Source organism: Candidatus Pelagibacter sp. PS_17, from assembly GCF_059417945.1.
Window position 1 is genome coordinate 714,822 of record NZ_CM182073.1, and the last position, 20,521, is coordinate 735,342.

20 protein-coding genes and 5 tRNA genes are annotated in these 20,521 nt (G+C 31.6%); 7 read left to right on the forward strand and 18 right to left on the reverse strand.

Features of this window, described 5'->3' with window-relative positions; translation table 11 throughout:
* Nucleotides 1-5: 5 nt before the first annotated feature.
* The 14 genes from rpsG to AC5SML_RS03900 all read right to left on the reverse strand — a co-directional run bounded on the left by rpsG (nucleotide 6) and on the right by AC5SML_RS03900 (nucleotide 13,621).
* Nucleotides 6-476: a 30S ribosomal protein S7 gene (gene rpsG / locus AC5SML_RS03835; protein WP_006996808.1), complete on the reverse strand. Its 471-nt coding sequence runs from the start codon at nucleotides 474-476 to the stop codon at nucleotides 6-8.
* A gap of 2 nt (nucleotides 477-478) precedes the next feature.
* Nucleotides 479-850, reverse strand: a complete 372-nt coding sequence (rpsL, locus tag AC5SML_RS03840; protein WP_006996807.1) for a 30S ribosomal protein S12 — start codon at nucleotides 848-850, stop codon at nucleotides 479-481.
* Between the two features lie 171 nt (nucleotides 851-1,021).
* Entirely contained in the window at nucleotides 1,022-5,191 is a 4,170-nt protein-coding gene (gene rpoC / locus AC5SML_RS03845; protein WP_006996806.1) for a DNA-directed RNA polymerase subunit beta', read from the reverse strand.
* Between the two features lie 2 nt (nucleotides 5,192-5,193).
* Nucleotides 5,194-9,285 carry a DNA-directed RNA polymerase subunit beta gene (gene rpoB, locus AC5SML_RS03850; RefSeq protein WP_006996805.1) on the reverse strand — a complete coding sequence of 1,364 codons (4,092 nt, stop codon included), beginning with the start codon at nucleotides 9,283-9,285 and terminating at the stop codon, nucleotides 5,194-5,196.
* Between the two features lie 55 nt (nucleotides 9,286-9,340).
* The gene (rplL, locus tag AC5SML_RS03855; protein ID WP_006996804.1) at nucleotides 9,341-9,706 is read right to left on the reverse strand and encodes a 50S ribosomal protein L7/L12; all 366 of its coding nucleotides are present in this window, start codon (nucleotides 9,704-9,706) and stop codon (nucleotides 9,341-9,343) included.
* 27 nt (nucleotides 9,707-9,733) lie between these two features.
* Entirely contained in the window at nucleotides 9,734-10,234 is a 501-nt protein-coding gene (gene rplJ / locus AC5SML_RS03860; protein WP_006996803.1) for a 50S ribosomal protein L10, read from the reverse strand.
* A 5-nt stretch (nucleotides 10,235-10,239) separates the two neighbouring features.
* Nucleotides 10,240-10,929, reverse strand: coding sequence for a 50S ribosomal protein L1 (gene rplA / locus AC5SML_RS03865; RefSeq protein WP_006996802.1), 690 nt, complete (start codon nucleotides 10,927-10,929; stop codon nucleotides 10,240-10,242).
* Nucleotides 10,929-11,354, reverse strand: coding sequence for a 50S ribosomal protein L11 (rplK, locus tag AC5SML_RS03870; RefSeq protein WP_006996801.1), 426 nt, complete (start codon nucleotides 11,352-11,354; stop codon nucleotides 10,929-10,931). Before rplK ends, rplA begins: the two co-directional genes overlap by 1 nt.
* Nucleotides 11,354-11,884, reverse strand: a complete 531-nt coding sequence (gene nusG / locus AC5SML_RS03875; RefSeq protein WP_006996800.1) for a transcription termination/antitermination protein NusG — start codon at nucleotides 11,882-11,884, stop codon at nucleotides 11,354-11,356. The genes rplK and nusG overlap by 1 nt, the downstream gene beginning before the upstream one ends.
* The gene (gene secE / locus AC5SML_RS03880; RefSeq protein ID WP_006996799.1) at nucleotides 11,884-12,075 is read right to left on the reverse strand and encodes a preprotein translocase subunit SecE; all 192 of its coding nucleotides are present in this window, start codon (nucleotides 12,073-12,075) and stop codon (nucleotides 11,884-11,886) included. The genes nusG and secE overlap by 1 nt, the downstream gene beginning before the upstream one ends.
* Nucleotides 12,076-12,094: 19 nt before the next feature.
* A tRNA-Trp gene (locus AC5SML_RS03885) sits at nucleotides 12,095-12,170 on the reverse strand.
* A 7-nt stretch (nucleotides 12,171-12,177) separates the two neighbouring features.
* A complete protein-coding gene (gene tuf, locus AC5SML_RS03890; protein WP_006996798.1) occupies nucleotides 12,178-13,368 on the reverse strand; it encodes an elongation factor Tu in 1,191 nt (396 codons plus the stop codon).
* Between the two features lie 47 nt (nucleotides 13,369-13,415).
* Nucleotides 13,416-13,489, reverse strand: a tRNA-Gly gene (locus AC5SML_RS03895).
* A gap of 46 nt (nucleotides 13,490-13,535) precedes the next feature.
* Nucleotides 13,536-13,621, reverse strand: a tRNA-Tyr gene (locus AC5SML_RS03900).
* 131 nt (nucleotides 13,622-13,752) lie between these two features.
* On the opposite strand from AC5SML_RS03900, the gene rlmB reads away from it, so the two are divergent.
* Both rlmB and AC5SML_RS03910 read left to right on the forward strand, forming a co-directional pair.
* Nucleotides 13,753-14,496 carry a 23S rRNA (guanosine(2251)-2'-O)-methyltransferase RlmB gene (gene rlmB, locus AC5SML_RS03905; protein WP_018414179.1) on the forward strand — a complete coding sequence of 248 codons (744 nt, stop codon included), beginning with the start codon at nucleotides 13,753-13,755 and terminating at the stop codon, nucleotides 14,494-14,496.
* A gap of 33 nt (nucleotides 14,497-14,529) precedes the next feature.
* Nucleotides 14,530-14,605: transfer RNA gene (locus AC5SML_RS03910), tRNA-Thr, on the forward strand.
* A 4-nt stretch (nucleotides 14,606-14,609) separates the two neighbouring features.
* Here AC5SML_RS03910 and AC5SML_RS03915 read toward each other — a convergent pair.
* From AC5SML_RS03915 to AC5SML_RS03930, 4 genes are all read right to left on the reverse strand, one after another.
* Nucleotides 14,610-15,389 carry an NAD kinase gene (locus AC5SML_RS03915; protein WP_006996796.1) on the reverse strand — a complete coding sequence of 260 codons (780 nt, stop codon included), beginning with the start codon at nucleotides 15,387-15,389 and terminating at the stop codon, nucleotides 14,610-14,612.
* A 4-nt stretch (nucleotides 15,390-15,393) separates the two neighbouring features.
* Nucleotides 15,394-15,478 (reverse strand) — tRNA-Leu (locus AC5SML_RS03920).
* 79 nt (nucleotides 15,479-15,557) lie between these two features.
* Entirely contained in the window at nucleotides 15,558-15,959 is a 402-nt protein-coding gene (locus tag AC5SML_RS03925) for a gamma-glutamylcyclotransferase family protein (protein ID WP_011282161.1), read from the reverse strand.
* A gap of 4 nt (nucleotides 15,960-15,963) precedes the next feature.
* On the reverse strand, nucleotides 15,964-16,713 hold the full coding sequence (locus AC5SML_RS03930) for a competence/damage-inducible protein A (protein ID WP_018414180.1): 750 nt from the start codon (nucleotides 16,711-16,713) through the stop codon (nucleotides 15,964-15,966).
* Nucleotides 16,714-16,734: 21 nt separating this feature from the next.
* On the opposite strand from AC5SML_RS03930, the gene sfsA reads away from it, so the two are divergent.
* The 5 genes from sfsA to purS are packed head-to-tail and all read left to right on the forward strand — an operon-like array spanning nucleotide 16,735 to nucleotide 20,518.
* Nucleotides 16,735-17,451, forward strand: coding sequence for a DNA/RNA nuclease SfsA (gene sfsA, locus AC5SML_RS03935; RefSeq protein ID WP_494616871.1), 717 nt, complete (start codon nucleotides 16,735-16,737; stop codon nucleotides 17,449-17,451).
* Nucleotides 17,426-18,196: a type I methionyl aminopeptidase gene (gene map / locus AC5SML_RS03940; protein ID WP_006996792.1), complete on the forward strand. Its 771-nt coding sequence runs from the start codon at nucleotides 17,426-17,428 to the stop codon at nucleotides 18,194-18,196. The genes sfsA and map overlap by 26 nt, the downstream gene beginning before the upstream one ends.
* 3 nt (nucleotides 18,197-18,199) lie before the next feature.
* Complete coding sequence (gene purB / locus AC5SML_RS03945) at nucleotides 18,200-19,492, forward strand: adenylosuccinate lyase (RefSeq protein WP_494616872.1); 1,293 nt, start codon at nucleotides 18,200-18,202, stop codon at nucleotides 19,490-19,492.
* On the forward strand, nucleotides 19,492-20,274 hold the full coding sequence (gene purC, locus AC5SML_RS03950; protein ID WP_494616873.1) for a phosphoribosylaminoimidazolesuccinocarboxamide synthase: 783 nt from the start codon (nucleotides 19,492-19,494) through the stop codon (nucleotides 20,272-20,274). The genes purB and purC overlap by 1 nt, the downstream gene beginning before the upstream one ends.
* A gap of 1 nt (nucleotide 20,275) precedes the next feature.
* Complete coding sequence (gene purS, locus AC5SML_RS03955) at nucleotides 20,276-20,518, forward strand: phosphoribosylformylglycinamidine synthase subunit PurS (protein WP_006996789.1); 243 nt, start codon at nucleotides 20,276-20,278, stop codon at nucleotides 20,516-20,518.
* The last annotated feature ends 3 nt before the right edge of the window (nucleotides 20,519-20,521 follow it).

Genomic DNA, 20,521 nt, shown 5'->3' on the forward strand with positions numbered 1-20,521 from the left:
ATTTATTACCACCTAAAATGAGCAAAAGCTTTATTTGATTCTGCCATTTTATGTACATCTTCTCTTTTTTTAACTGCAGAACCTTTTTTTTCATAAGCATCATACAGTTCGTTAAAAATTTTATCTGACATGTGTTTGTCTTTTCTTTTTCTAGAAGCATCAACTAACCACCTAATTGCAAGTGCTTGTGCACGTTTAGTTTTAACTTCAACAGGAACTTGATAAGTTGCACCACCTACTCTACGTGATCTAACTTCTACAGTAGGTTTGATGTTATTTATTGCTTCATTAAAAACATTAATGGGCTCTTCTTTTGTTTTTGATTTTATTTTTTCTATAGCTTCATAGACAATTTTTTCAGCAACTACTTTTTTGCCATCGTACATTATTGAGTTAATTAATTTAGGGATTATTGTAGAATTAAATATTGGGTCTGGAGTAACAACTTTTTTGGGTTGTGTTTTTTTTCTAGACATAATTATTTACCTTTTTTAGTTCCATACAAAGATCTACGTTTCTTTCTATTTGCAACACCTTGTGTGTCTAGGTTTCCTCTAAGGATATGATAACGAACACCAGGTAAATCTTTTACACGACCGCCCCTAATTAATACAACTGAGTGTTCTTGTAGGTTATGACCTTCACCACCAATATAAGCTGTAACTTCAAAACCATTAGATAGTCTAACTCTAGCAACTTTTCTTAATGCTGAGTTGGGTTTTTTAGGAGTTGTTGTGTAAACTTTTACACAAACACCTCTCTTCAAAGGCTGTTTCTGAAGTGCAGGAACTTTATTCCTAGCAACAGGTTTAATTCTTTTTTTTCTTAACAACTGGTTAATAGTTGGCATAAATTTTTTTAATTAATTAATATATTTTTGAGTGAAAATAACTGACAGGTTATTTTGTGGCAGCGTTTAGTTCCGTAAAGTAGGTACTACATTCCAACCAAAAACAGCGTCAAAATACTATTAAATCTCTGATTGTCAAACTAAAACTACAAGTTAAACGTGTTTTTTTTATTAATTTGCTGGAGTTTCTGTAGTCTCTAAAGGCTCAATTTTCTCTTGCTCAGCTAAGAATTTATTATCAGCATCAATGGCATTCTTATTCCATTTGTTCTTAATGTGACCTGTTCCAGCTGGAACTAATCTACCCACAATAACGTTCTCTTTTAAGCCATTTAATGGGTCGACTTTACCTTTAATCGCAGCATCAGTTAAAACTCTAGTAGTTTCTTGGAATGAAGCAGCAGAAATAAATGACTCAGTTTGAAGTGATGCTTTAGTAATACCCATTAAAACTCTTTCACCAGATGCCGGATTCTTTCCTTCGGCAACTAGTTTTTCATTTGTATTATCAAACTTAATTCTGTCAATCATTTCACCTGGTAAGTAAGACGAGTCGCCAGACTCTTTGATTTCAACTTTTTTAAGCATTTGTCTTAATATCGTTTCGATATGTTTGTCGTTAATAATTACACCTTGTAACCTATAAACTTCTTGTACTTGGTTAACAAAGTATTCTGTTAAATCTTTTATACCAAGTATTCTTAAAATATCATGTGGCAACGGTTGTCCATCTAAAAGATACTCACCTTTTTTTATTTTTTCACCTTGGTTAAAATTAATATGTTTACCTTTTGGAATTAGATAATTTGAAGGTTCACCATTATCTGGTTGTATGGAAATTCTTTGTTTTCCTCTAACTTCTTTACCAAATAAAACTTGGCCATCATTTTCTGCAATTATTGCGCTATCTTTTGCTTTTCTAGCTTCAAATAATTCTGCAACACGAGGCAATCCTCCAGTAATATCTTTTGTTTTAGTAGTTTCCTTTGGAAGTCTAGCTATTATGTCACCAGCAAATATTTTTTGACCATCTTTCACTGAAAGAATTGAATCTGGAACCAAATAATATCTGGCTTCATTATCGTCAGCTTTTTTAATAACATTACCTTTATCATCTCTTAAAGTAATTCTTGGTTTCAAATCTGTATTTTTAGATTGAGCTCTCCAATCAATAACTGATTTAGATGAAATTCCTGTTGCATCATCAGTTGTTTCTTGAATTGAAACACCATCAATTAAATCTACATAACCAGCTATACCACTTTTCTCTGCGATAACTGGAGTTGTATAAGGATCCCATTCACAAATCTTTTCATTTGCTTTAACTTTATCACCATTCTGGAAAAATAATTTCGAGCCGTAAGCAACTTTATAAACAGCAACTTGAACTCCATTATTATCTTCAATTGATAATTGAGTGTTTCTTCCCATTACAATTAAATTTTTCTTAGAATCTTCTAGTAAGTTAGAATTTATAATTTTTAAAGTTCCAGCTGTTTTTGTTACGATCTGAGATTCTTGTTTAACAGAAGCAGTACCACCAACGTGGAAGGTTCTCATTGTTAATTGCGTACCTGGTTCACCAATCGATTGAGCTGAAATCATACCAATTGCTTCACCAACATGAACCATTTTTCCTCTAGATAAATCTCTTCCATAACAAGTAGCACAAACACCAAGTTTAGAGCTACAAGTCATAACTGAATAAGCTTTGATAAATTTAACACCAGCTGCATCAATTTTATCGCAACCAGCTTCATCAATCATTGTTTCTTTTTTAATAACTACTTCGCCAGTGATTGGATTTTTTACATCGAAAGCTGTAACTCTTCCAAGTGCTCTTTCTGATAAACTAACAACAACATTTCCACCTTCCAAAATTTCTGCTAATTCAATAAACCCTGGATTATCACACTTAATTTTAGATATAGTAAGATCTTGAGCTACGTCACAAAGTCTTCTTGTTAAATAACCCGAGCTTGCAGTTTTTAGGGCTGTATCAGCTAAACCTTTTCTGGCTCCGTGTGTTGAGTTAAAATATTCTAGGGCAGTTAAACCTTCTTTGAAATTAGAAATAATTGGTGTTTCGATAATTTCTCCAGATGGTTTTGCAATAAGACCTCTCATACCAGCCAACTGTTTCATTTGCGCAGCTGAACCTCTAGCTCCACTATCTGCCATCATAAATACTGAGTTAATCTTCATGCCATCAGGAGTACTTTCCGTAGCCGAAATACCTCTCATCATTTCACCAGCAACTTTATCTGTACATTTTGACCAAGCATCAACAACTTTGTTATATTTTTCACCTCTAGTAATTAAACCTTCTGAATATTGATTTTCATAATCTGCAATTAATTTTTTAGTATCTTCAATTAGTTGTCCTTTATTTACAGGAATAACCAAATCATCTTTACCAAAAGAAATACCAGCTTTAAATGCATGTTTGAAACCTAAATCTTTTAAATGATCGCAAAATATAACAGTAGTTTTCTGACCACAAAATCTAAATACACTATCAATAATTTCTGAAACAGTTTTTTTAGGAAGCAATCTATCAATCATTGAAAAAGTAATATCTTTATGTTTTGGAAGTAAGTTAGCTAATAAGAATCTTCCAGCAGTCGTAGTGTGTTTTTCAACTCTTTTGTTGCCCTTCTCATCTAATGTTTCAAATCTAGAAACAATAGTAGAGTGAACTTTTATTTGACCTGTAGATAGTGCATGTTCAATTTCATCATTATTTATGAAGTAACCATCTGGCTTTTCAGTTTGAAAAGGCGCTTGAGATAAATAGTAAAGACCTAAGATCATATCCTGACTGGGTACTATTATAGGTTTACCGTTTGATGGACTTAAAATGTTATTTGTTGATAACATTAAAATTCTTGCTTCTAGTTGAGCTTCTAAACTTAGAGGTACGTGAACAGCCATTTGGTCACCATCAAAGTCAGCATTAAAGGCCGCACAACATAAAGGATGAAGTTCAATTGCATCTCCTTCAATTAACTTAGGTTCAAAAGCTTGAACCCCAAGTCTGTGAAGTGTAGGTGCACGGTTTAATAAAACTGGGTGTTCTCTTACAATAAGTTCTAGTGCATCCCAAACAGCATTAGTTTCTTTTTCAACTAATTTTTTTGCTTGTTTGATTGTAGAGGCTAATCCTAGTTTATTTAATCTAGCATACAAGAATGGTTTAAATAATTCTAAAGCCATCTTCTTAGGTAAACCACATTCATGCAATTTAAGGTCTGGCCCTACAACGATTACAGATCTTCCTGAATAATCTACTCTTTTTCCTAGTAAGTTTTGTCTAAATCTACCTTGTTTACCTTTAAGCATTTCTGCTAAAGATTTGAGTGGACGTTTACCAGTTCCAGTAATTACTCTTCCTCTACGACCATTATCAAATAATGCATCAACAGATTCTTGAAGCATTCTTTTCTCATTTCTAACAATGATATCAGGAGCTTTTAAATCCATTAATCTCTTAAGACGATTATTTCTGTTTATAACTCTTCTATAAAGATCATTAAGATCTGATGTAGCAAATCTTCCACCATCTAATGGAACTAAAGGTCTTAATTCAGGTGGTATAACTGGTATTACAGTTAAAATCATCCATTCTGGCTTTTGACCAGTTTCAATAAATGACTCGATCAATTTAAGTCTTTTAATCGATCTTTCTTCATTAACTTTTGATTTTGTTTCTTTAATTGTATTAATTAAAAGCTTTCTTTCAAGCTCAAGATCCATTGATTTAAGAATAGATAAAATTGCTTCAGCTCCAATACCAGCTTCAAATGACTCTTCACCAAACTCGTCTTGATATTTTGCTAATTCTTCTTCGTTAAGTAATTGATTTTTTTGAAGACCAGTTAAACCAGGCTCAATAACTATGAAGTTTTCGAAATAAAGAACTCTTTCAACTTCTTTTAGCTTCATGTCAACGGCTAATGAAATTCTACTAGGTAAAGATTTTAAAAACCAAATGTGTGCAACAGGAGTAGCGAGGTTTATGTGACCCATTCTCTCTCTTCTTACATTGGATTTTGTAACTTCAACTCCGCATTTTTCACAAATAATTCCTCTAAACTTCATACGCTTGTACTTACCGCACAAACATTCGTAATCTTTTATAGGTCCAAAAATTCTAGCACAAAACAAACCGTCTTTTTCTGGTCTAAAAGTTCTATAGTTAATAGTTTCTGGTTTTTTAATTTCACCATATGTCCAAGATTTAATTTTTTCAGGGCTAGCTAAAGTAATTTTAATGCTATTAAAATTTTGTGCTTCAGAAACTTCACTATTTTTAAATAAATCTGTTAATTCTTTTTTCATATTTAATTTAACTCTATGTTTAGTGCTAATGATTTAATTTCTTTAACTAGAACGTTGAATGACTCTGGAATTCCAGACTCAAAATTCTCTTCACCTTTAACAATCGTTTCGTAAACTTTAACTCTTCCAGCAACGTCATCTGACTTAACTGTTAAAATTTCTTGTAATGTGTACGAAGCTCCATACGCTTCAAGAGCCCACACTTCCATTTCACCAAATCTTTGTCCACCAAGTTGTGCTTTACCACCCAATGGCTGCTGTGTAACAAGACTATAAGGACCAGTAGATCTTGCGTGAATTTTATCCTCAACCAAGTGATGCAGTTTAAGCATATAAATAATACCAACGGTTACAGGTCTATCAAACATTTCACCTGTTCTGCCATCCCATAAATTAGTTTGACCTGAAGTAGGTAATTTTGCTAACTCAAGCATTTCAGAAACATCTTTTTCTTTAGCTCCATCAAATACTGGAGTTGAAATAGCTATACCATTTTGTATGTTTTCACATAAATCTGAAAATTCAGTTTTGTTTAATTTGTCAATTCCCCCATCAAACACTTCTTTACCATAAACAGATTTTAGGAATGATGAAATTTTTTCAGTTTTTTCAAATTTTTTATTATTTTCATTAACTAATCTTTTAACTTCTTCCCCAAATTCTTTACAAGCCCAACCAAGGTGAGTTTCTAAAATTTGACCTACGTTCATACGACTTGGAACTCCAAGTGGATTTAATACAATGTCAACAGGTCTTCCATCTTCCCTATAAGGCATATCTTCAACAGGGACAATTTTACTGACTACACCCTTGTTTCCGTGTCTACCCGACATCTTATCACCTGGTCTTAATCTTCTTTTAATCGCAACAAAAACTTTCACCATTTTCATAACACTTGGTAATAAATCATCGCCACTTCTAATTTTTAAAACCTTATCTTCAAATCTTTCTTGAATATCTTGTTTTGCTTGATTGTATTGATCTTTTAATTGAGCAATACTCGCTTCATCATTAACATTGCCTACTGTTATTTTGAATACATCGTTAATATTAATTTTATTAATTGTCTCAAGATCAAGTTTGGTACCTTCGTCTAAATCTTTTATTTTTTTAGTTAAAGAAGCTCCTGATAAAATTTGATTAGCTCTTTGTTTTATGCTTCTTTCTAGAATTTCTTCCTCTACAATTTTGTCTTGTTGAACAGTATCAATTTCTGCTCTTTCAATTGTAATAGATCTTTCATCTTTTTCTATCCCATGTCTATTAAATACTCTAACATCAACAACCGTTCCACTGCTTCCTCGAGACATTTTTAATGATGTGTCAGTTACATCGATTGCTTTTTCTCCAAAAATAGATCTTAATAATTTTTCCTCAGGTCCAGATGCAGAATCTCCTTTAGGTGTAACTTTACCAACTAATATATCGCCAGCTTTTACTTCAGCTCCAATATAAACAATTCCAGATTCATCTAGGTTTTTTAGGGCTTCTTCATTTACATTTGGAATATCTCTAGTGATTTCTTCTTCACCCAATTTTGTATCTCTAGCCATAACTTCATATTCAACAATATGAACTGATGTAAATACATCATCCGTGACACATCTTTCTGAAATTAAAATAGAGTCTTCAAAATTGTAACCTTGCCAAGGCATAAATGCTACTGTCACATTTTTTCCGAGTGCTAACTCACCTAGTTTAGTAGATGGACCGTCAGCAATAATATCTCCTGATTTAACTTTATCACCTACTCTAACAAGTGGTTTTTGGTTAATACATGTATTTTGGTTTGATCTTTTAAATTTTTGCAGGTTATAAATATCCACACCTGATTTAGTGAAATCTGTTTCTTCAGTTGCTTTGATTACAATTCTTTTTCCATCAATTTTATCTACTGTACCATCACGACTAGCAACAATAGTTACACCTGAATCAAGAGCAACATCACTTTCAATTCCAGTACCAACTAAAGGAGACTCTGGTTTTAATAAAGGAACCGCTTGTCTCATCATGTTAGATCCCATTAGAGCTCTGTTCGCATCATCATTTTCTAAGAAAGGGATTAGAGAGGCTGCAACAGAAACTAACTGTTTAGGTGAAACATCAATATAATCAATTTTACTTGGATTTGACAAAACGAAGTTCAAATTTTCTCTACAAGGAACAAGTTCTTCTAAAATTTTCCCAGATTTATCTATTTTTGCATTAGCTTGAGCAATTGTATATTTTGTTTCTTCCATCGCTGAAAGATATTCAACTTTATCTTGAACTACACCGTTTAGAACTTTTTTATAAGGACTTTCAATGAAACCATATTTATTAATTTTAGCATAAGTAGATAAGCTATTAATCAAACCAATGTTCGGTCCTTCAGGTGTTTCAATTGGACAAATTCTTCCGTAATGAGTTGGATGAACGTCACGTACTTCAAACCCAGCTCTTTCTCTAGTTAACCCACCTGGTCCTAAAGCAGAAACTCTTCTTTTGTGTGTAATTTCTGATAATGGATTTGTTTGATCCATAAATTGAGAAAGTTGTGAACTTACAAAAAAATCTTTAAGAGAAACTGTTAATGGTTTTGCGTTAATCAAATCTTGTGGCATTGCTGATTCAATATCAAGAGTTGTCATTTTTTCTTTAATCGCTCTTTCCATTCTGTAAACACCAATACGCGCTTGGTTTTCAACAAGTTCACCAACAGATCTTACTCTTCTGTTGCCTAAGTGATCAATATCATCAACTTCATCTTTGCCATCTCTTAAATCTAACATTTTATGAACAATAGCAATTATGTCGTCATTTCTTAAAATTGTAATTTTATCTGAACATTCAAGATTCAGTCTCGAGTTCATCTTAACTCTACCAACATCAGAAAGGTCATATCTATCTGAACTAAAGAATAGGTTATTAAATATCTGTGTAGCAATCTCAACTGTTGGTGGTTCACCTGGTCTTAAAACCTTGTAAATTTCAGTAATTGCATCATTTTTTGAATTATTTTTATCATTTAAGATAGTTGTTAATAAATAAGGTCCTTTATTAATAGAATTAGTAATAGAAATTTCAATTGAGGTAATGTTAGCCTCTAAAATTTGCTTAATAATGGTGTCATTTAACTCTGTACCTATTCCAAAAGTACCTTCTTCTTCATCATCACTAACTTTAACTTCATTATGCAAATATTTTCCAATTAAAGACTCTTGAGATACAAGAATGTCTTTAAGCCCATCTGAAGCTAACTTTTTAGCAGTTAAAAAATTAATTTTATCCCCAAGCTTAATTACAACATTTCCTGTTTTAGCATCAGTAACTTCTTCAGAAAAATTTTTTGCTTTGTAATTTTCAGGATTAAATTTTGTTTTCCATTTTCCTGTTTTTGCATCAAATGAATAAGTGTCTTTATCATAAAACTCATCAGCAATTTCTGATTTAGTTAAACCTAAAGCCATCAAAAGAGTTGAAGCAAATATTTTTTTCTTTCTATCAATCTTAAAATATAAAAAATCTTTAACATCGTATTCTAAATCTAACCAAGATCCTCTGTTAGGAATAACTCTACAATTAAATAATAATTTACCACTTGCATGTGATTTGCCTTTATCATGATCAAAGAAAACACCCGGACTTCTGTGCATTTGGTTTACAACAACTCTTTGAACACCGTTTGTTATAAAAGTTCCACTATCAGTCATCATGGGTACTTCACCCATATACACTTCCTGCTCTTTGGCAGATAAAATATCTTTAGTATTATTTTCTTGGTCAATTTCGTAAACAACCAATCTTAAAGTACATTTTAATGCTGACGTAAAAGATAATCCTCTTTGAATACATTCTTCAGTATCAAATTTTGGTTTTTCAAGTCTATAAGAAACGTATTCTAATGTTGCTTTATCATTTAGATCTTCTATCGGAAAAATACTTTTAAAAACTCTATCAAATCCTTTTGATAAATCCCCAGCTTCACTGTCAAAATCAGTAAGTTGTTTGTATGAGTTTTTTTGAACTTCAATTAAATTTGGAATAGATAAAGTTTCTGAAAGCTTTCCAAAGCTTTTTCTTACATTTTTCTTTTGAGTAAAAGATAATTGCATTTAATACTAATCACTGATTAATAAATTAACCAGTTATGAAATCTTTCTAATTAATTTATTTAAGTTCTACTTTTGCGCCAGCTGCTTCCAACTTAGCCTTGATCTCTTCAGCGTCTTTCTTGTTTACACCAGACTTAACTTCTTTTGGTGCACCCTCAACTAAATCTTTTGCCTCTTTAAGACCTAAAGATGTTGCTGCTCTAACTTCTTTAATAACATTAATCTTTTTATCACCTGCGGAAATTAACATGATTGTAAAATCATCTTTTGCTTCTTCAGCTGCTCCACCTGCTGCTGCTGCTGGTGCTGCGGCAGCCATAGCTGTAACGCCCCACTTTTCTTCAAGCTGTTTTGAAAGTTCAGCTGCTTCAACAACAGTTAAACTTGATAAGTCTTCAATAATTTTGTTTAGATCAGGCATATTTTTTTTTACTCTTTAGGTTGTTTTTTAAGAATTTTCTGGGCTCAAACTACTCATTTTTTCGGATCGTGCAAGTAAAATACTTACTAATTTTGATGCTGGTGTAGCCAAAATTCCCACAAGGTTAGCTCTTGCTTCATCAAGGGTTGGTAAATTTGCTACATTTTGAACTGCAGCTTGGTCTAATACCTCATTACCCATAATTCCACCTAAAAGTTTCAAACTTTCGTTTGTTTTGGCAAATTTAGATAAAATTCTAGCTGATATTATCGCGTCATTAGAAAAAGCGACTGCAGTAGCTCCTGTAAATAAATTTGATAGTTCCTTACACTTAGTTTTTTCTAGTGCAATTTTAGTAATTCTATTTTTTGTTATAGTGAACTTAATGCCATGTTCTCTCATTTGCGCTCTAAGTTCATCAAGTTGAGACATTGTAAGGCCTTGGTAGTGAGTTACCATTACAGCTTCATTATTCTGAAACTGTGTTTCCATTTCACTAATGTAATTCTTTTTTTGTTCCTTGTTCATCATAACTATATAACTTTTCCTAATTTAATTTTATACGAAACACCCATGCTTGACGTTATAAAAGTATTTTTTATTAAGTCACCTTTTAAGGTTAGGTTTCCTTTTTCTTTTTCTAAAGTATCTAAAATAGCATGAAAATTTTTAAGTAATTGATCATCATGGAAAGATTTCTTACCTATACTTACACCAATATTCCCATCTTTATCATTTCTAATTTCTGCTTGTCCTGATTTAGCATTTGTTACAGCTTGCTTAATGTCCTCTGAAACTGATCCTAATTTTGGGTTAGGCATTAATCCTTTTGGACCTAAAACTTTTCCAAGCTTAGATAATTTAACCATCATACCTGGTGTACAAATTAATTTTTCAAAATTAAGTTCACCAGCTTTAATTTTATCAATAAATTCATCGCTACCAACTATATCAGCTCCGGCATCTTTAGCTTCTTTGGCTTTTGTATCCTCACAAACAACAGCTACTTTCACTTTCTTACCTGTTCCACCAGGTAAGTTAACTACAGTTCTAATATTTACTTCACCTTTTTTTTGTTTGTTGTTCACTTGAAAGCTCAAGTCAATTGATTCATCAAATTTTGTAGTACAATTTTTTTTAACAGTCGCTAATAAATTTTCAATAACATCAGCAGTTAAATCTTTTGTTTTTTCAGGTAATTGTTTAAATCTTTTTGATGGCATTAGTCTTTAACCTCTATCCCCATTGATCTTGCTGATCCTGCAATAATTTTTACCGCTTGCTCAAGATCGTGAGCATTAAGATCTTTCATCTTTTGGGTTGCAATTTCTTCTGCTTGTTTTTTTGTAATTGATCCAGCAATACTTCTGCCTGGCTCTTTAGATCCACCTTTAAGTTTAGCAGCTTCTTTAATAAAATGTGATGCTGGCGGTGATTTAATTTCAAAATCAAATTTTTTATCTTTATATACTGTGATAACTACTGGAATTGGTTTTCCAGCAAATGCTTTTGTTTTATCGTTAAAAGCTTTACAAAATTCCATTATATTAATTCCACGTTGACCTAACGCAGGACCAACTGGCGGTGCTGGATTGGCTTGGCCACCCATAATTTGTAACTTTATATATCCACTAATTTCTTTTGCCATTAACTTGCTTTCTCTACTTGGTTATATTCTAAATCAACTGGTGTTGGTCTTCCAAATATTGAAACAGAAACCTTAAGTCTTGATTTCTCTTCATCTATATCTTCAACCATACCGCTGAATGATGCAAAAGGACCGTCAACGACCTGAACTTTTTCACCAATGCTGTATTCTATACCAGATTTTGGCTGAGCTACACCATCTTTTATTTGTCCTAAAATCTTTTCTATTTCTTTATCTGAAACAGGAACAGGAATGCCCTTTGAACCTAAAAACCCACTCACACGCTTTAAGTTTTTAATTAAATGATAAAGATCATTATCCATTTCACTTTTAATCAAAACATAACCAGGAAAGTATTTCTTTTTTCTCTGAATTCTCTTTCCTCTTTTTACTTCTGTTACATCGTGTGTTGGAACAACAATTTCTTCAATTTTGTCAGAAATTTTTGCTTTTTCAGCTTCTTCCTTAATTAATCCAGCAACTTTATTCTCAAAATTTGAGTGTGATTGAACAATATACCAATTTTTCATTAAATACTTACCTTTAGTAAAGCTTCCAATAAAAATTTAAGTACTTGATCAAGAAGCAAAAAGAAAAGAGACATAATAACTGCCATAGCAAATACCATTAATGCACCTTGCATTGTCTCTTTTCCGGTAGGCCAAGAAACTTTAAAGGCTTCTTGTTTAACTTCTTGGATAAATTTTATCGGGTTTTTCATAATATATTGTTTAGCTTATTGGCAGGAGCGGAGGGAATCGAACCCTCAACCTCCGGTTTTGGAGACCGGCACTCTACCAATTGAGCTACACTCCTATAGAGTTTACTCTATAATTTTAGTTACTACTCCAGCTCCAACTGTTCTACCACCTTCACGAATAGCAAAGTTTAATTTTTCGCTCATCGCAATTGGAGTAATTAATGTAACAGTGAATTTAGCGTCATCACCAGGCATAACCATTTCAGTTCCAGCTGGTAATGTAACTTCTCCAGTTACATCAGTTGTTCTAAAGTAAAACTGAGGTCTGTATTTAGTAAAGAATGGAGTGTGTCTTCCACCCTCATCTTTTTTAAGTACATAAGCCTGAGCTTCAAATTTAGTGTGTGGTGTAATTGAAGCGGGTTTACAAAGAACTTGTCCTCTTTGAATGTCATCTCGCTCAACACCTCTTAATAGAATACCAACGTTATCACCTGCTTCACCTGAATCTAAAAGTTTTCTGAACATTTCAACACCAGTACAAACTGATTTTTTAGTTGCAGTAACTCCTACGATTTCAACTTCTTCACCTGTTTTAATAACACCAGATTCAATTCTTCCAGTTGCAACAGTTCCTCTACCTGAAATTGAGAAAACATCCTCAACAGGCATTAGGAAAGGCTTGTCAATATCTCTAGTTGGTTGAGGAATAAATTCATCAACAGCTTTCATTAATTCTATAATAGAATTTTTTCCAATTTCTTCATCTCTACCTTCAACAGCAGCTAATGCAGATCCTTTAACGATAGGAGTTTTATCACCTGGATATTTGTATGAAGTTAAAAGTTCTCTAATTTCTTCTTCAACAAGTTCAATCATATCTTTATCATCAACTTGATCTACTTTATTTAAGTAAACAACAATTGCAGGAATACCAACTTGTCTTCCTAAAAGAATGTGTTCTCTAGTTTGAGGCATAGGACCATCAGCAGCATTAACCACTAAGATAGCTCCATCCATTTGAGCTGCACCGGTAATCATGTTTTTTACATAGTCAGCGTGACCTGGGCAATCAACGTGTGCGTAGTGTCTTTTTTCAGTTTCATATTCAACGTGAGCAGTTGAAATTGTAATCCCTCTTTCTTTTTCTTCAGGGGCTTTATCAATCTGATCGTAAGCAACAGCTTTTCCTCCACCAAGTTCTGCTAATGTAATTGTGATAGCAGCTGTTAATGTTGTCTTACCATGGTCGACATGACCAATTGTACCGATGTTACAGTGTGGTTTATTTCTTACGAACTTTTCTTTTGACATTACGTTTTTACCTCAGTTTTAGTTTTATTAATAATTTCTTTTTTTCTTGGAGCGGGTAAAGAGAATCGAACTCTTACATCCAGCTTGGAAGGCTAGCGTTCTACCATTGAACTACACCCGCACAACATCAAGAATAACACTCCATTGTTATAAAAAATTTTATTGATTGGTGGAGGGGGAAAGATTCGAACTTTCGAAGACCGAAGTCAACGGGTTTACAGCCCGCCCCATTTGACCGCTCTGGAACCCCTCCTTTTTGGGGAAGTGTCCCCTTGCTCAATAAAGCTTCAAACAACATGCGTTTTATATATTTTTATTATGCAATTGCAACACGAGATTTACTGTGAAAATGGAGGAAAATACGTATAAAACAAAGATAATTTTATGAATAAATCATCTTTTTTAATCGTTGGTCAACATGCTGTAATTGAGGCTTTAAGAAACCCCAAAAGAAAGGTTTTAAAAGTTTTTTTAACAGAAGAAAGTAAAAAAAATATTCATAGAAAGAACCCGAAGAAAAATGTCCTTGAAGACGTTAAAGTCTATTTTAAATCAAAAAAAGAATTAGATAAGTACACCTCTAAAGATCAAATTATGCATGGTGGTTACATTGCAGAAGTTGAGCATATCGATCAACCCGACTTAAAAGAATTTATAAAAGGAAAAAATAAATTAACATTTGTTTGCATTGATGAAGTGACGGATCCTAGAAATATTGGATCGTTAATTAGAAGTGCTTCTTCATTTCATATAGATGGATTAATAGTTAAAGAAAGACAATTTCCGTCTGACAGTAAGCTTATGTATAAAGCTGCAAGCGGATGCATGGAGCATATTAATATTTTTGAAGTATCAAACATAAATTCAACACTTAAAAATTTAAGAGAAAAGAATTTTTGGGTATATGGGTTTGATGCAAGAGGAGAAAAGGACTTTACAGATATCAAATGGGAAGGAAAGAATGTTCTTTTGTTTGGATCTGAAGGTTTTGGTATGAGAGAGCATACTGGAAAGTACACAGATTTTTTTGTGAAGATTGACATAAATAAGGATGTAGAAAGCTTAAATATCTCAAATAGTGCAGCGATTGTGTTTCATCATTTAAGTTATTTGAAAAAAAATTCTTGATTAGTCTAAGATTTCTTAATAGAAATCGTTTATGCCCTTGTAGCTCAGCTGGTAGAGCAATTGATTTGTAATCAATAGGTCCGCGGTTCGACTCCGTGCGGGGGCACCATCACTTAATTATTTGAAGTTTCTTTACGCGTTTGTTCAATCTTTATTTTTTTGTGAAGACTGTTATTTTTATCATATAATAATTCAAAGCTAATTTTTTTATTGGCTTGAATTTTAATTGTTTTTGCATTTCTAACCTCAAAATTATCTGCAACAGCGCTGATAGGTCTTTTATTTGTATCTAAATTTTTTATTAAAATTTTAGATTTATCACTAATAATTGTACCCTTCCATCTTCTAGGTCTAAAAGGACTAATCGGAGTTACTGCTAGCTTTCTTGAATCTAAATTTAGAATTGGTCCATGTGCTGATAAATTATAAGCCGTACTACCTGCAGGTGTTGAAACTAAAACGCCATCAGAGATTAGATTTTTAATAATATTTTTATTATTAGCAGTAATCGAAATTGATGATGCTTGCTTACTTTGTCTTAATATTGACACCTCATTGATAGCTATTGATTTTTTTGTTTGATTTTTTTTATTAGTCACAGTCATTTGTAGAGGATAAATTTTAACACTATTAGAGATATTCAAATTTTTAATAAAGTTTTCATTAGAAAACTTATTCATCAAAAAACCATAGTTTCCAGAATTAATTCCATAGAAAGGTTTTTTATATTTATGTAATTTTTTTAAAGTTTGAAGCATGAAACCATCTCCTCCTAGAACAATTATTATGTTGGATTTTCTTAAAGATGTAATGTTAACTTTTTTAATAAGAATTGATTTTATCTTAAGGGAGACTTTGGTTTTATCAAATACTAAATATACTTTATCTCTCATTTAGTGGTGCCCTCGGCCAGACTCGAACTGGCACTCCAAAAAGGCACGGATTTTAAGTCCGTTGTGTCTACCAATTTCACCACGAGGGCATGTACTATTTTCATTTGTTTAACTGTTTTTATTTATAACTCAACTTCTTTTTGTTAACAAATCATATCAATATTTTAATTAAGCTTTTAATGCTTTTTTAAGAATACGATTATCTAAATTACAATCTTTATAACCTCTCTTTACAACATTTAAATATCGTTCTGTTGGATATGCAAATAAAGTTTTTTTAGTCATGGTATAGGTCATTACTTTTTTACCATAATAAGTAAAATAATATTTTTTATATAGAACTGGATAATCTTCATAAACATCTAATTTTTTTTCATCACTTTTAGATATTTCAAATAAAGCACCAGGAACAATTGAGTTTTTTTTAGGTTCTATATCCGCAGCTCTATATTTGCTTCTAAAGGTTAGTTTAAAATTAGTTAAATTAATTTTTTTTAAAAAGACACTGTCCTTGCATCTTCTTTTCATTTGAAAATGATTAAGATTACTTCCGTAAGCAAAATAAAGCATTAAACTATCTAACAACTACTTCTATTTTTTTTTGATTAACAAACTCTAATACTTCAGAACTACACTTATCAATTTTAAGTTGGTCTTCAGATCTTATTACTATTGATACGCCTAATTTTCCTGCATGAAAAAATGGGTAACTTCCAATTTCAACATCTTTATTGTTATCTTGAACATTGGTTAAAGAGTTTGCAATTTCACTTTCAACAGTTTTTAAACTTATTGTATGGCTTAATATTGGGTCTCCCCCTACTATCTTGTTTTTTAATCCACCCAACATTGATTTTAAAATTGAAGGAACTCCTGGTAAGCAAAAAACGTTTTCTATATTAAATCCTGGAGCACCACTTGTTGGATTTAATATTAAATTAGCATTACGTGGCATCCATACCATTTTTTGTCGACCTTCATTAAATTCACCTACTTTGTAGTAAGCTTCTAATATTTTAAAAGCTTCTTTGTGAATTTCATACTCAAGATTAAATGCTTTAGAAATAGACTGAGCAGTAATATCATCATGAGTTGGTCCTATACCACCAGTTGTAAATACATAATTATTAACCTTTCTTAAATGATTGACGGTCTCAATAATTGTATTCTCTATATCTGGAATTACCCTAACCTCGTTAACTTTTACACCAATTGAGTTTAACCATTGTGCAATTGTGCTGGTATTAGTGTCTTGCGTTCTTCCAGATAGAATCTCATTACCAATAATAAGTATTGCTGCATTAAATTTTGTATTTTGGGTCATTATTAAATATACAATTTAAATATGGAATTTACCAAAGCTTTAATAAAAGGCAAACTGATCAAACGTTATAAGAGGTTTTTTGCAGACGTTAAAATTGGCAAGGAAATTGTTACGGCACATTGCCCTAATACTGGATCTATGAAGGGCTTATTAGATGAAGGAAATATGGTTTATGTATCTAAAAATGATGACCCAAAAAGAAAGTTAAAATATACCCTTGAAATAATTAAAGTTAAAAAAAATTTAGTTGGTGTTAATACTCATTTTGCAAATAAAATTGCCTTCCATGGTTTAGTAAATAATCTAGTTAAAGAAGTTGCAAACAATGACAGTATCAGGGCTGAGGTATTTTTTGATAAAGAAACACGGTTTGATTTTTTAGTTGAAAAAAATAAACAAAAAATATTTGTAGAAGTTAAAAATGTTACTTTATTCAGAGAAGAAAAAACTGCAGAATTTCCAGATGCCGTTACCACTAGAGGGTCAAAGCATTTAAAAACACTTATAGAGGCGGTTAAAAAGGGCTATAAATCCTATCTATTATTTTTAGTCCAAATAGAGGGTGTGGATAATTTTAAAATAGCAAAAGACATTGATAAAGAATATTATGAAAATTATTTACTTGCAAAAAAAGCTGGAGTTAACTTTTTGGCTTATCAATGTAAAATAAATTCAAAAGAAATTAAAATAGATAAAAAAATTAAAATTATTAATGCCAGATTATTTAGAAAAATTTGAAAAGATGAGAGTTGCTGGAAATCTTGCAGCAAGAACTCTTGATATGCTTACAGATAATATTAAGCCAGGTGTAACCACAGAGTTTGTAGATAAATTAGGATATGAATTTATTAGGGACAATGGTGGTTACTCAGCTCCACTTTTTTATAGAGGTTTTAAAAAATCATTATGCACTTCTTTAAATCATGTTGTTTGTCACGGTATACCTTCTGATAGAGTTTTAGTTGAAGGTGATGCTTTAAATGTTGATGTAACCGCTATAGTTGATGAACATTATGGTGATACAAGTCGAATGTTTTGTATTGGAAAAACTCCTGTTAAAGTTAATAACTTAATTGATGCTACATACGAGTCGATGATGAGAGCAATTAATTTATTAAAGCCAGGATTAAAATTAGGTGACATTGGATATGAAATACAATCTTTTATTGAAAAAAAAGGCTACTCAGTTGTTAGAGATTTTTGTGGTCATGGAATAAGCACAACATTCCACGAACCACCTAATATTTTACATTATGGAAGAAGAAATACAGGGATGGAACTTAGACCTGGAATGACTTTTACAATTGAGCCTATGATAAATATCGGTGAATGGGATGTGAAGATGCTAAAAGATGGCTGGACAGCAGTTACAAAAGACAAATCTTTATCAGCACAATTTGAGCATACGCTAGGTATTACTGAAAATGGTTATGAAATCTTTACAGAATCTGTTAAAGGTTATTCTAAGCCCCCTTACTTATAATTAATGATTGAACGATATTCTAGAAAACAACTAACTGACATATGGTCAGAACAAAACAAATACCAAATTTGGCTCGATGTAGAGGTTGCAGCAGCAGAAGCCATGGAAAAATTAGGTCAAATTCCAAAAGGTGTTTCATCAATTGTTAGAAAAAAAGCTAAAATAAACGTTAAAAGAATTCATCAAATTGAGAGTAAAGTTAAGCACGATGTTATAGCATTTTTAACATCTGTTACTGAAAAAGCAGGGATTAAAGCAAGATACCTTCACCAAGGTATGACCTCTTCTGATGTTTTAGATACCAGTTTAAATATTCAATTAGTTCAATCTGGTAAAATTTTACTCAGTGATATCGATCAAATTCTAAAAGTTTTAAAGAAACAAGCCAAAAAATATAAATACACTCCTTGCATGGGCAGAAGTCATGGAATTCACGCTGAACCTATAACATTTGGTTTAAAATTAGCTTCATTTTATGAAGAGTTTAAGAGAAATAGAAAAAGATTAGTTGATGCAATTGATGAAATTTCAACATGCGCAATTTCTGGTGCTGTTGGCACATTTGCAAATATTAATCCTAATGTTGAAAAACATGTAGCAAAAAAACTTGGATTAAAAGTTGAGCCTATATCAACTCAAGTAATACCAAGAGATAGGCACGCTTTTTATTTTTCAATTCTTGGAATTATTGCAGGATCAGTTGAAAGAGTTGCAATTGAGATTAGACATTTACAGAGAACTGAAGTTTATGAAGTTCAAGAGTTTTTTTCAAAAGATCAAAAAGGTTCATCTGCAATGCCTCATAAAAAAAATCCAATCCTAAGTGAAAATTTAACAGGTCTTGCTAGAATGGTTCGAAGTGCTGTAATCCCAGCTCTTGAAAATATTGCACTATGGCATGAAAGAGATATTTCTCACTCAAGTGTTGAAAGAAATATTGGTCCAGACGCAAATATTACCTTAGATTTTGCTTTAACAAGACTAAGTAATATTTTAGATAAAATGATTGTCTATCCAAAAAAAATGATTGAAAATTTAAATATAACTAAAGGTTTAATTTTTTCACAAGAAGTAATGTTAGAGCTAACAAAATCAGGTTTAAGTAGAGAACAATCTTACAAAATGGTTCAAAATTATGCAAAAAAATGTTTTGCAGAAAACTTAAATTTATTTGATGTTATATCAGATGATAAATTCATAATGGCTAAAATTTCATCAAAAAGATTAAGGGCTATATTCAATTATTCATCGCATTTTAAAAACGTAGATTTAATTTTTAGAAGAGTATTCAAATAATGAAAAAAGGTAAAAAATTATATGAAGGTAAAGCTAAAATAATTTACGCAACATCTGATAAAAATTTGGTTATTCAATATTTCAAAGATGATGCAACTGCTTTTAATAATTTGAAAAAATCAACAATTGAAGGCAAAGGTGTTTTAAACAATAGAATTTCAGAACATATTTTATCAAACCTAACTCAAATTGGGATTAAAAATCATTTAGTAAAAAGACTAAATATGAGAGAACAAATTATCAAATTAGTTGAGATTATACCTATTGAATTTATTGTTCGTAATGTTGCAACGGGCTCTATTACTAAAAGATTAGGTATCGAAGATGGAACAGTTCTAAAACAGCCACTATTAGAGTATTGCCTTAAAGATGATAAATTGGGTGATCCACTTATTGCTGAAGAACATATTTTAGCTTTTGATTGGGCTACAAAATCTGAATTAGAAAAAGTTAAAAAAATGATTCTTAGAATTAATGATTTTATGATTGGAATGTTTAGAGGAGTTGGGATTAAACTAATTGATTTCAAACTTGAATTTGGAAGACTTAAAGAAAATGGGAAAAATGAGGTTATTCTGGCTGATGAGATTAGTCCTGACACTTGCAGATTATGGGACAGTATTACTGATAAAAAACTAGATAAAGATAGATTTCGTAAAAATTTGGGTGATTTAATACCTGCATATACTGAAGTTGCAAAAAGACTTGGTATATTGCATGAGCAATCAAATTTAAGTGCTGTTAATGTTACAAAGTTAAGATCAGTTAAAAAAAGAAAATAATATGAAAATATCTGTAATTATAACTCTTAAAAAAGATGTTTTAGATCCTCAAGGTAAAGTTATCCATCAAACCCTGGACGGTATGGGATTTGAAGGGATTAATGAAGTAAGACAAGGAAAATATTTTGAAATTGACACTAAAGAAGACGATAAGAAAAAAGCTGAAAAAAAAGTTGAAGAAATGTGTAAGAAACTTTTAGCAAACTTAGTGATAGAAGACTTTAAAATTATTGGATCACAATAATAA

Coding starts and splice junctions, on each gene's coding strand:
- rplK (WP_006996801.1), bottom strand. CDS start 11,354: ATGGCAAAAGAAATTAGTGGATATATAAAGTTACAAATTATGGGTGGC.
- rpsL (WP_006996807.1), bottom strand. CDS start 850: ATGCCAACTATTAACCAGTTGTTAAGAAAAAAAAGAATTAAACCTGTT.
- rplA (WP_006996802.1), bottom strand. CDS start 10,929: ATGCCATCAAAAAGATTTAAACAATTACCTGAAAAAACAAAAGATTTA.
- rplL (WP_006996804.1), bottom strand. CDS start 9,706: ATGCCTGATCTAAACAAAATTATTGAAGACTTATCAAGTTTAACTGTT.
- rpsG (WP_006996808.1), bottom strand. CDS start 476: ATGTCTAGAAAAAAAACACAACCCAAAAAAGTTGTTACTCCAGACCCA.
- nusG (WP_006996800.1), bottom strand. CDS start 11,884: ATGAAAAATTGGTATATTGTTCAATCACACTCAAATTTTGAGAATAAA.
- tuf (WP_006996798.1), bottom strand. CDS start 13,368: ATGTCAAAAGAAAAGTTCGTAAGAAATAAACCACACTGTAACATCGGT.
- sfsA (WP_494616871.1), top strand. CDS start 16,735: ATGGAATTTACCAAAGCTTTAATAAAAGGCAAACTGATCAAACGTTAT.
- rpoB (WP_006996805.1), bottom strand. CDS start 9,285: ATGCAATTATCTTTTACTCAAAAGAAAAATGTAAGAAAAAGCTTTGGA.
- rlmB (WP_018414179.1), top strand. CDS start 13,753: ATGAATAAATCATCTTTTTTAATCGTTGGTCAACATGCTGTAATTGAG.
- map (WP_006996792.1), top strand. CDS start 17,426: ATGCCAGATTATTTAGAAAAATTTGAAAAGATGAGAGTTGCTGGAAAT.
- rplJ (WP_006996803.1), bottom strand. CDS start 10,234: ATGAACAAGGAACAAAAAAAGAATTACATTAGTGAAATGGAAACACAG.
- purS (WP_006996789.1), top strand. CDS start 20,276: ATGAAAATATCTGTAATTATAACTCTTAAAAAAGATGTTTTAGATCCT.
- AC5SML_RS03925 (WP_011282161.1), bottom strand. CDS start 15,959: ATGCTTTATTTTGCTTACGGAAGTAATCTTAATCATTTTCAAATGAAA.
- purB (WP_494616872.1), top strand. CDS start 18,200: ATGATTGAACGATATTCTAGAAAACAACTAACTGACATATGGTCAGAA.
- AC5SML_RS03915 (WP_006996796.1), bottom strand. CDS start 15,389: ATGAGAGATAAAGTATATTTAGTATTTGATAAAACCAAAGTCTCCCTT.
- rpoC (WP_006996806.1), bottom strand. CDS start 5,191: ATGAAAAAAGAATTAACAGATTTATTTAAAAATAGTGAAGTTTCTGAA.
- AC5SML_RS03930 (WP_018414180.1), bottom strand. CDS start 16,713: ATGACCCAAAATACAAAATTTAATGCAGCAATACTTATTATTGGTAAT.
- purC (WP_494616873.1), top strand. CDS start 19,492: ATGAAAAAAGGTAAAAAATTATATGAAGGTAAAGCTAAAATAATTTAC.
- secE (WP_006996799.1), bottom strand. CDS start 12,075: ATGAAAAACCCGATAAAATTTATCCAAGAAGTTAAACAAGAAGCCTTT.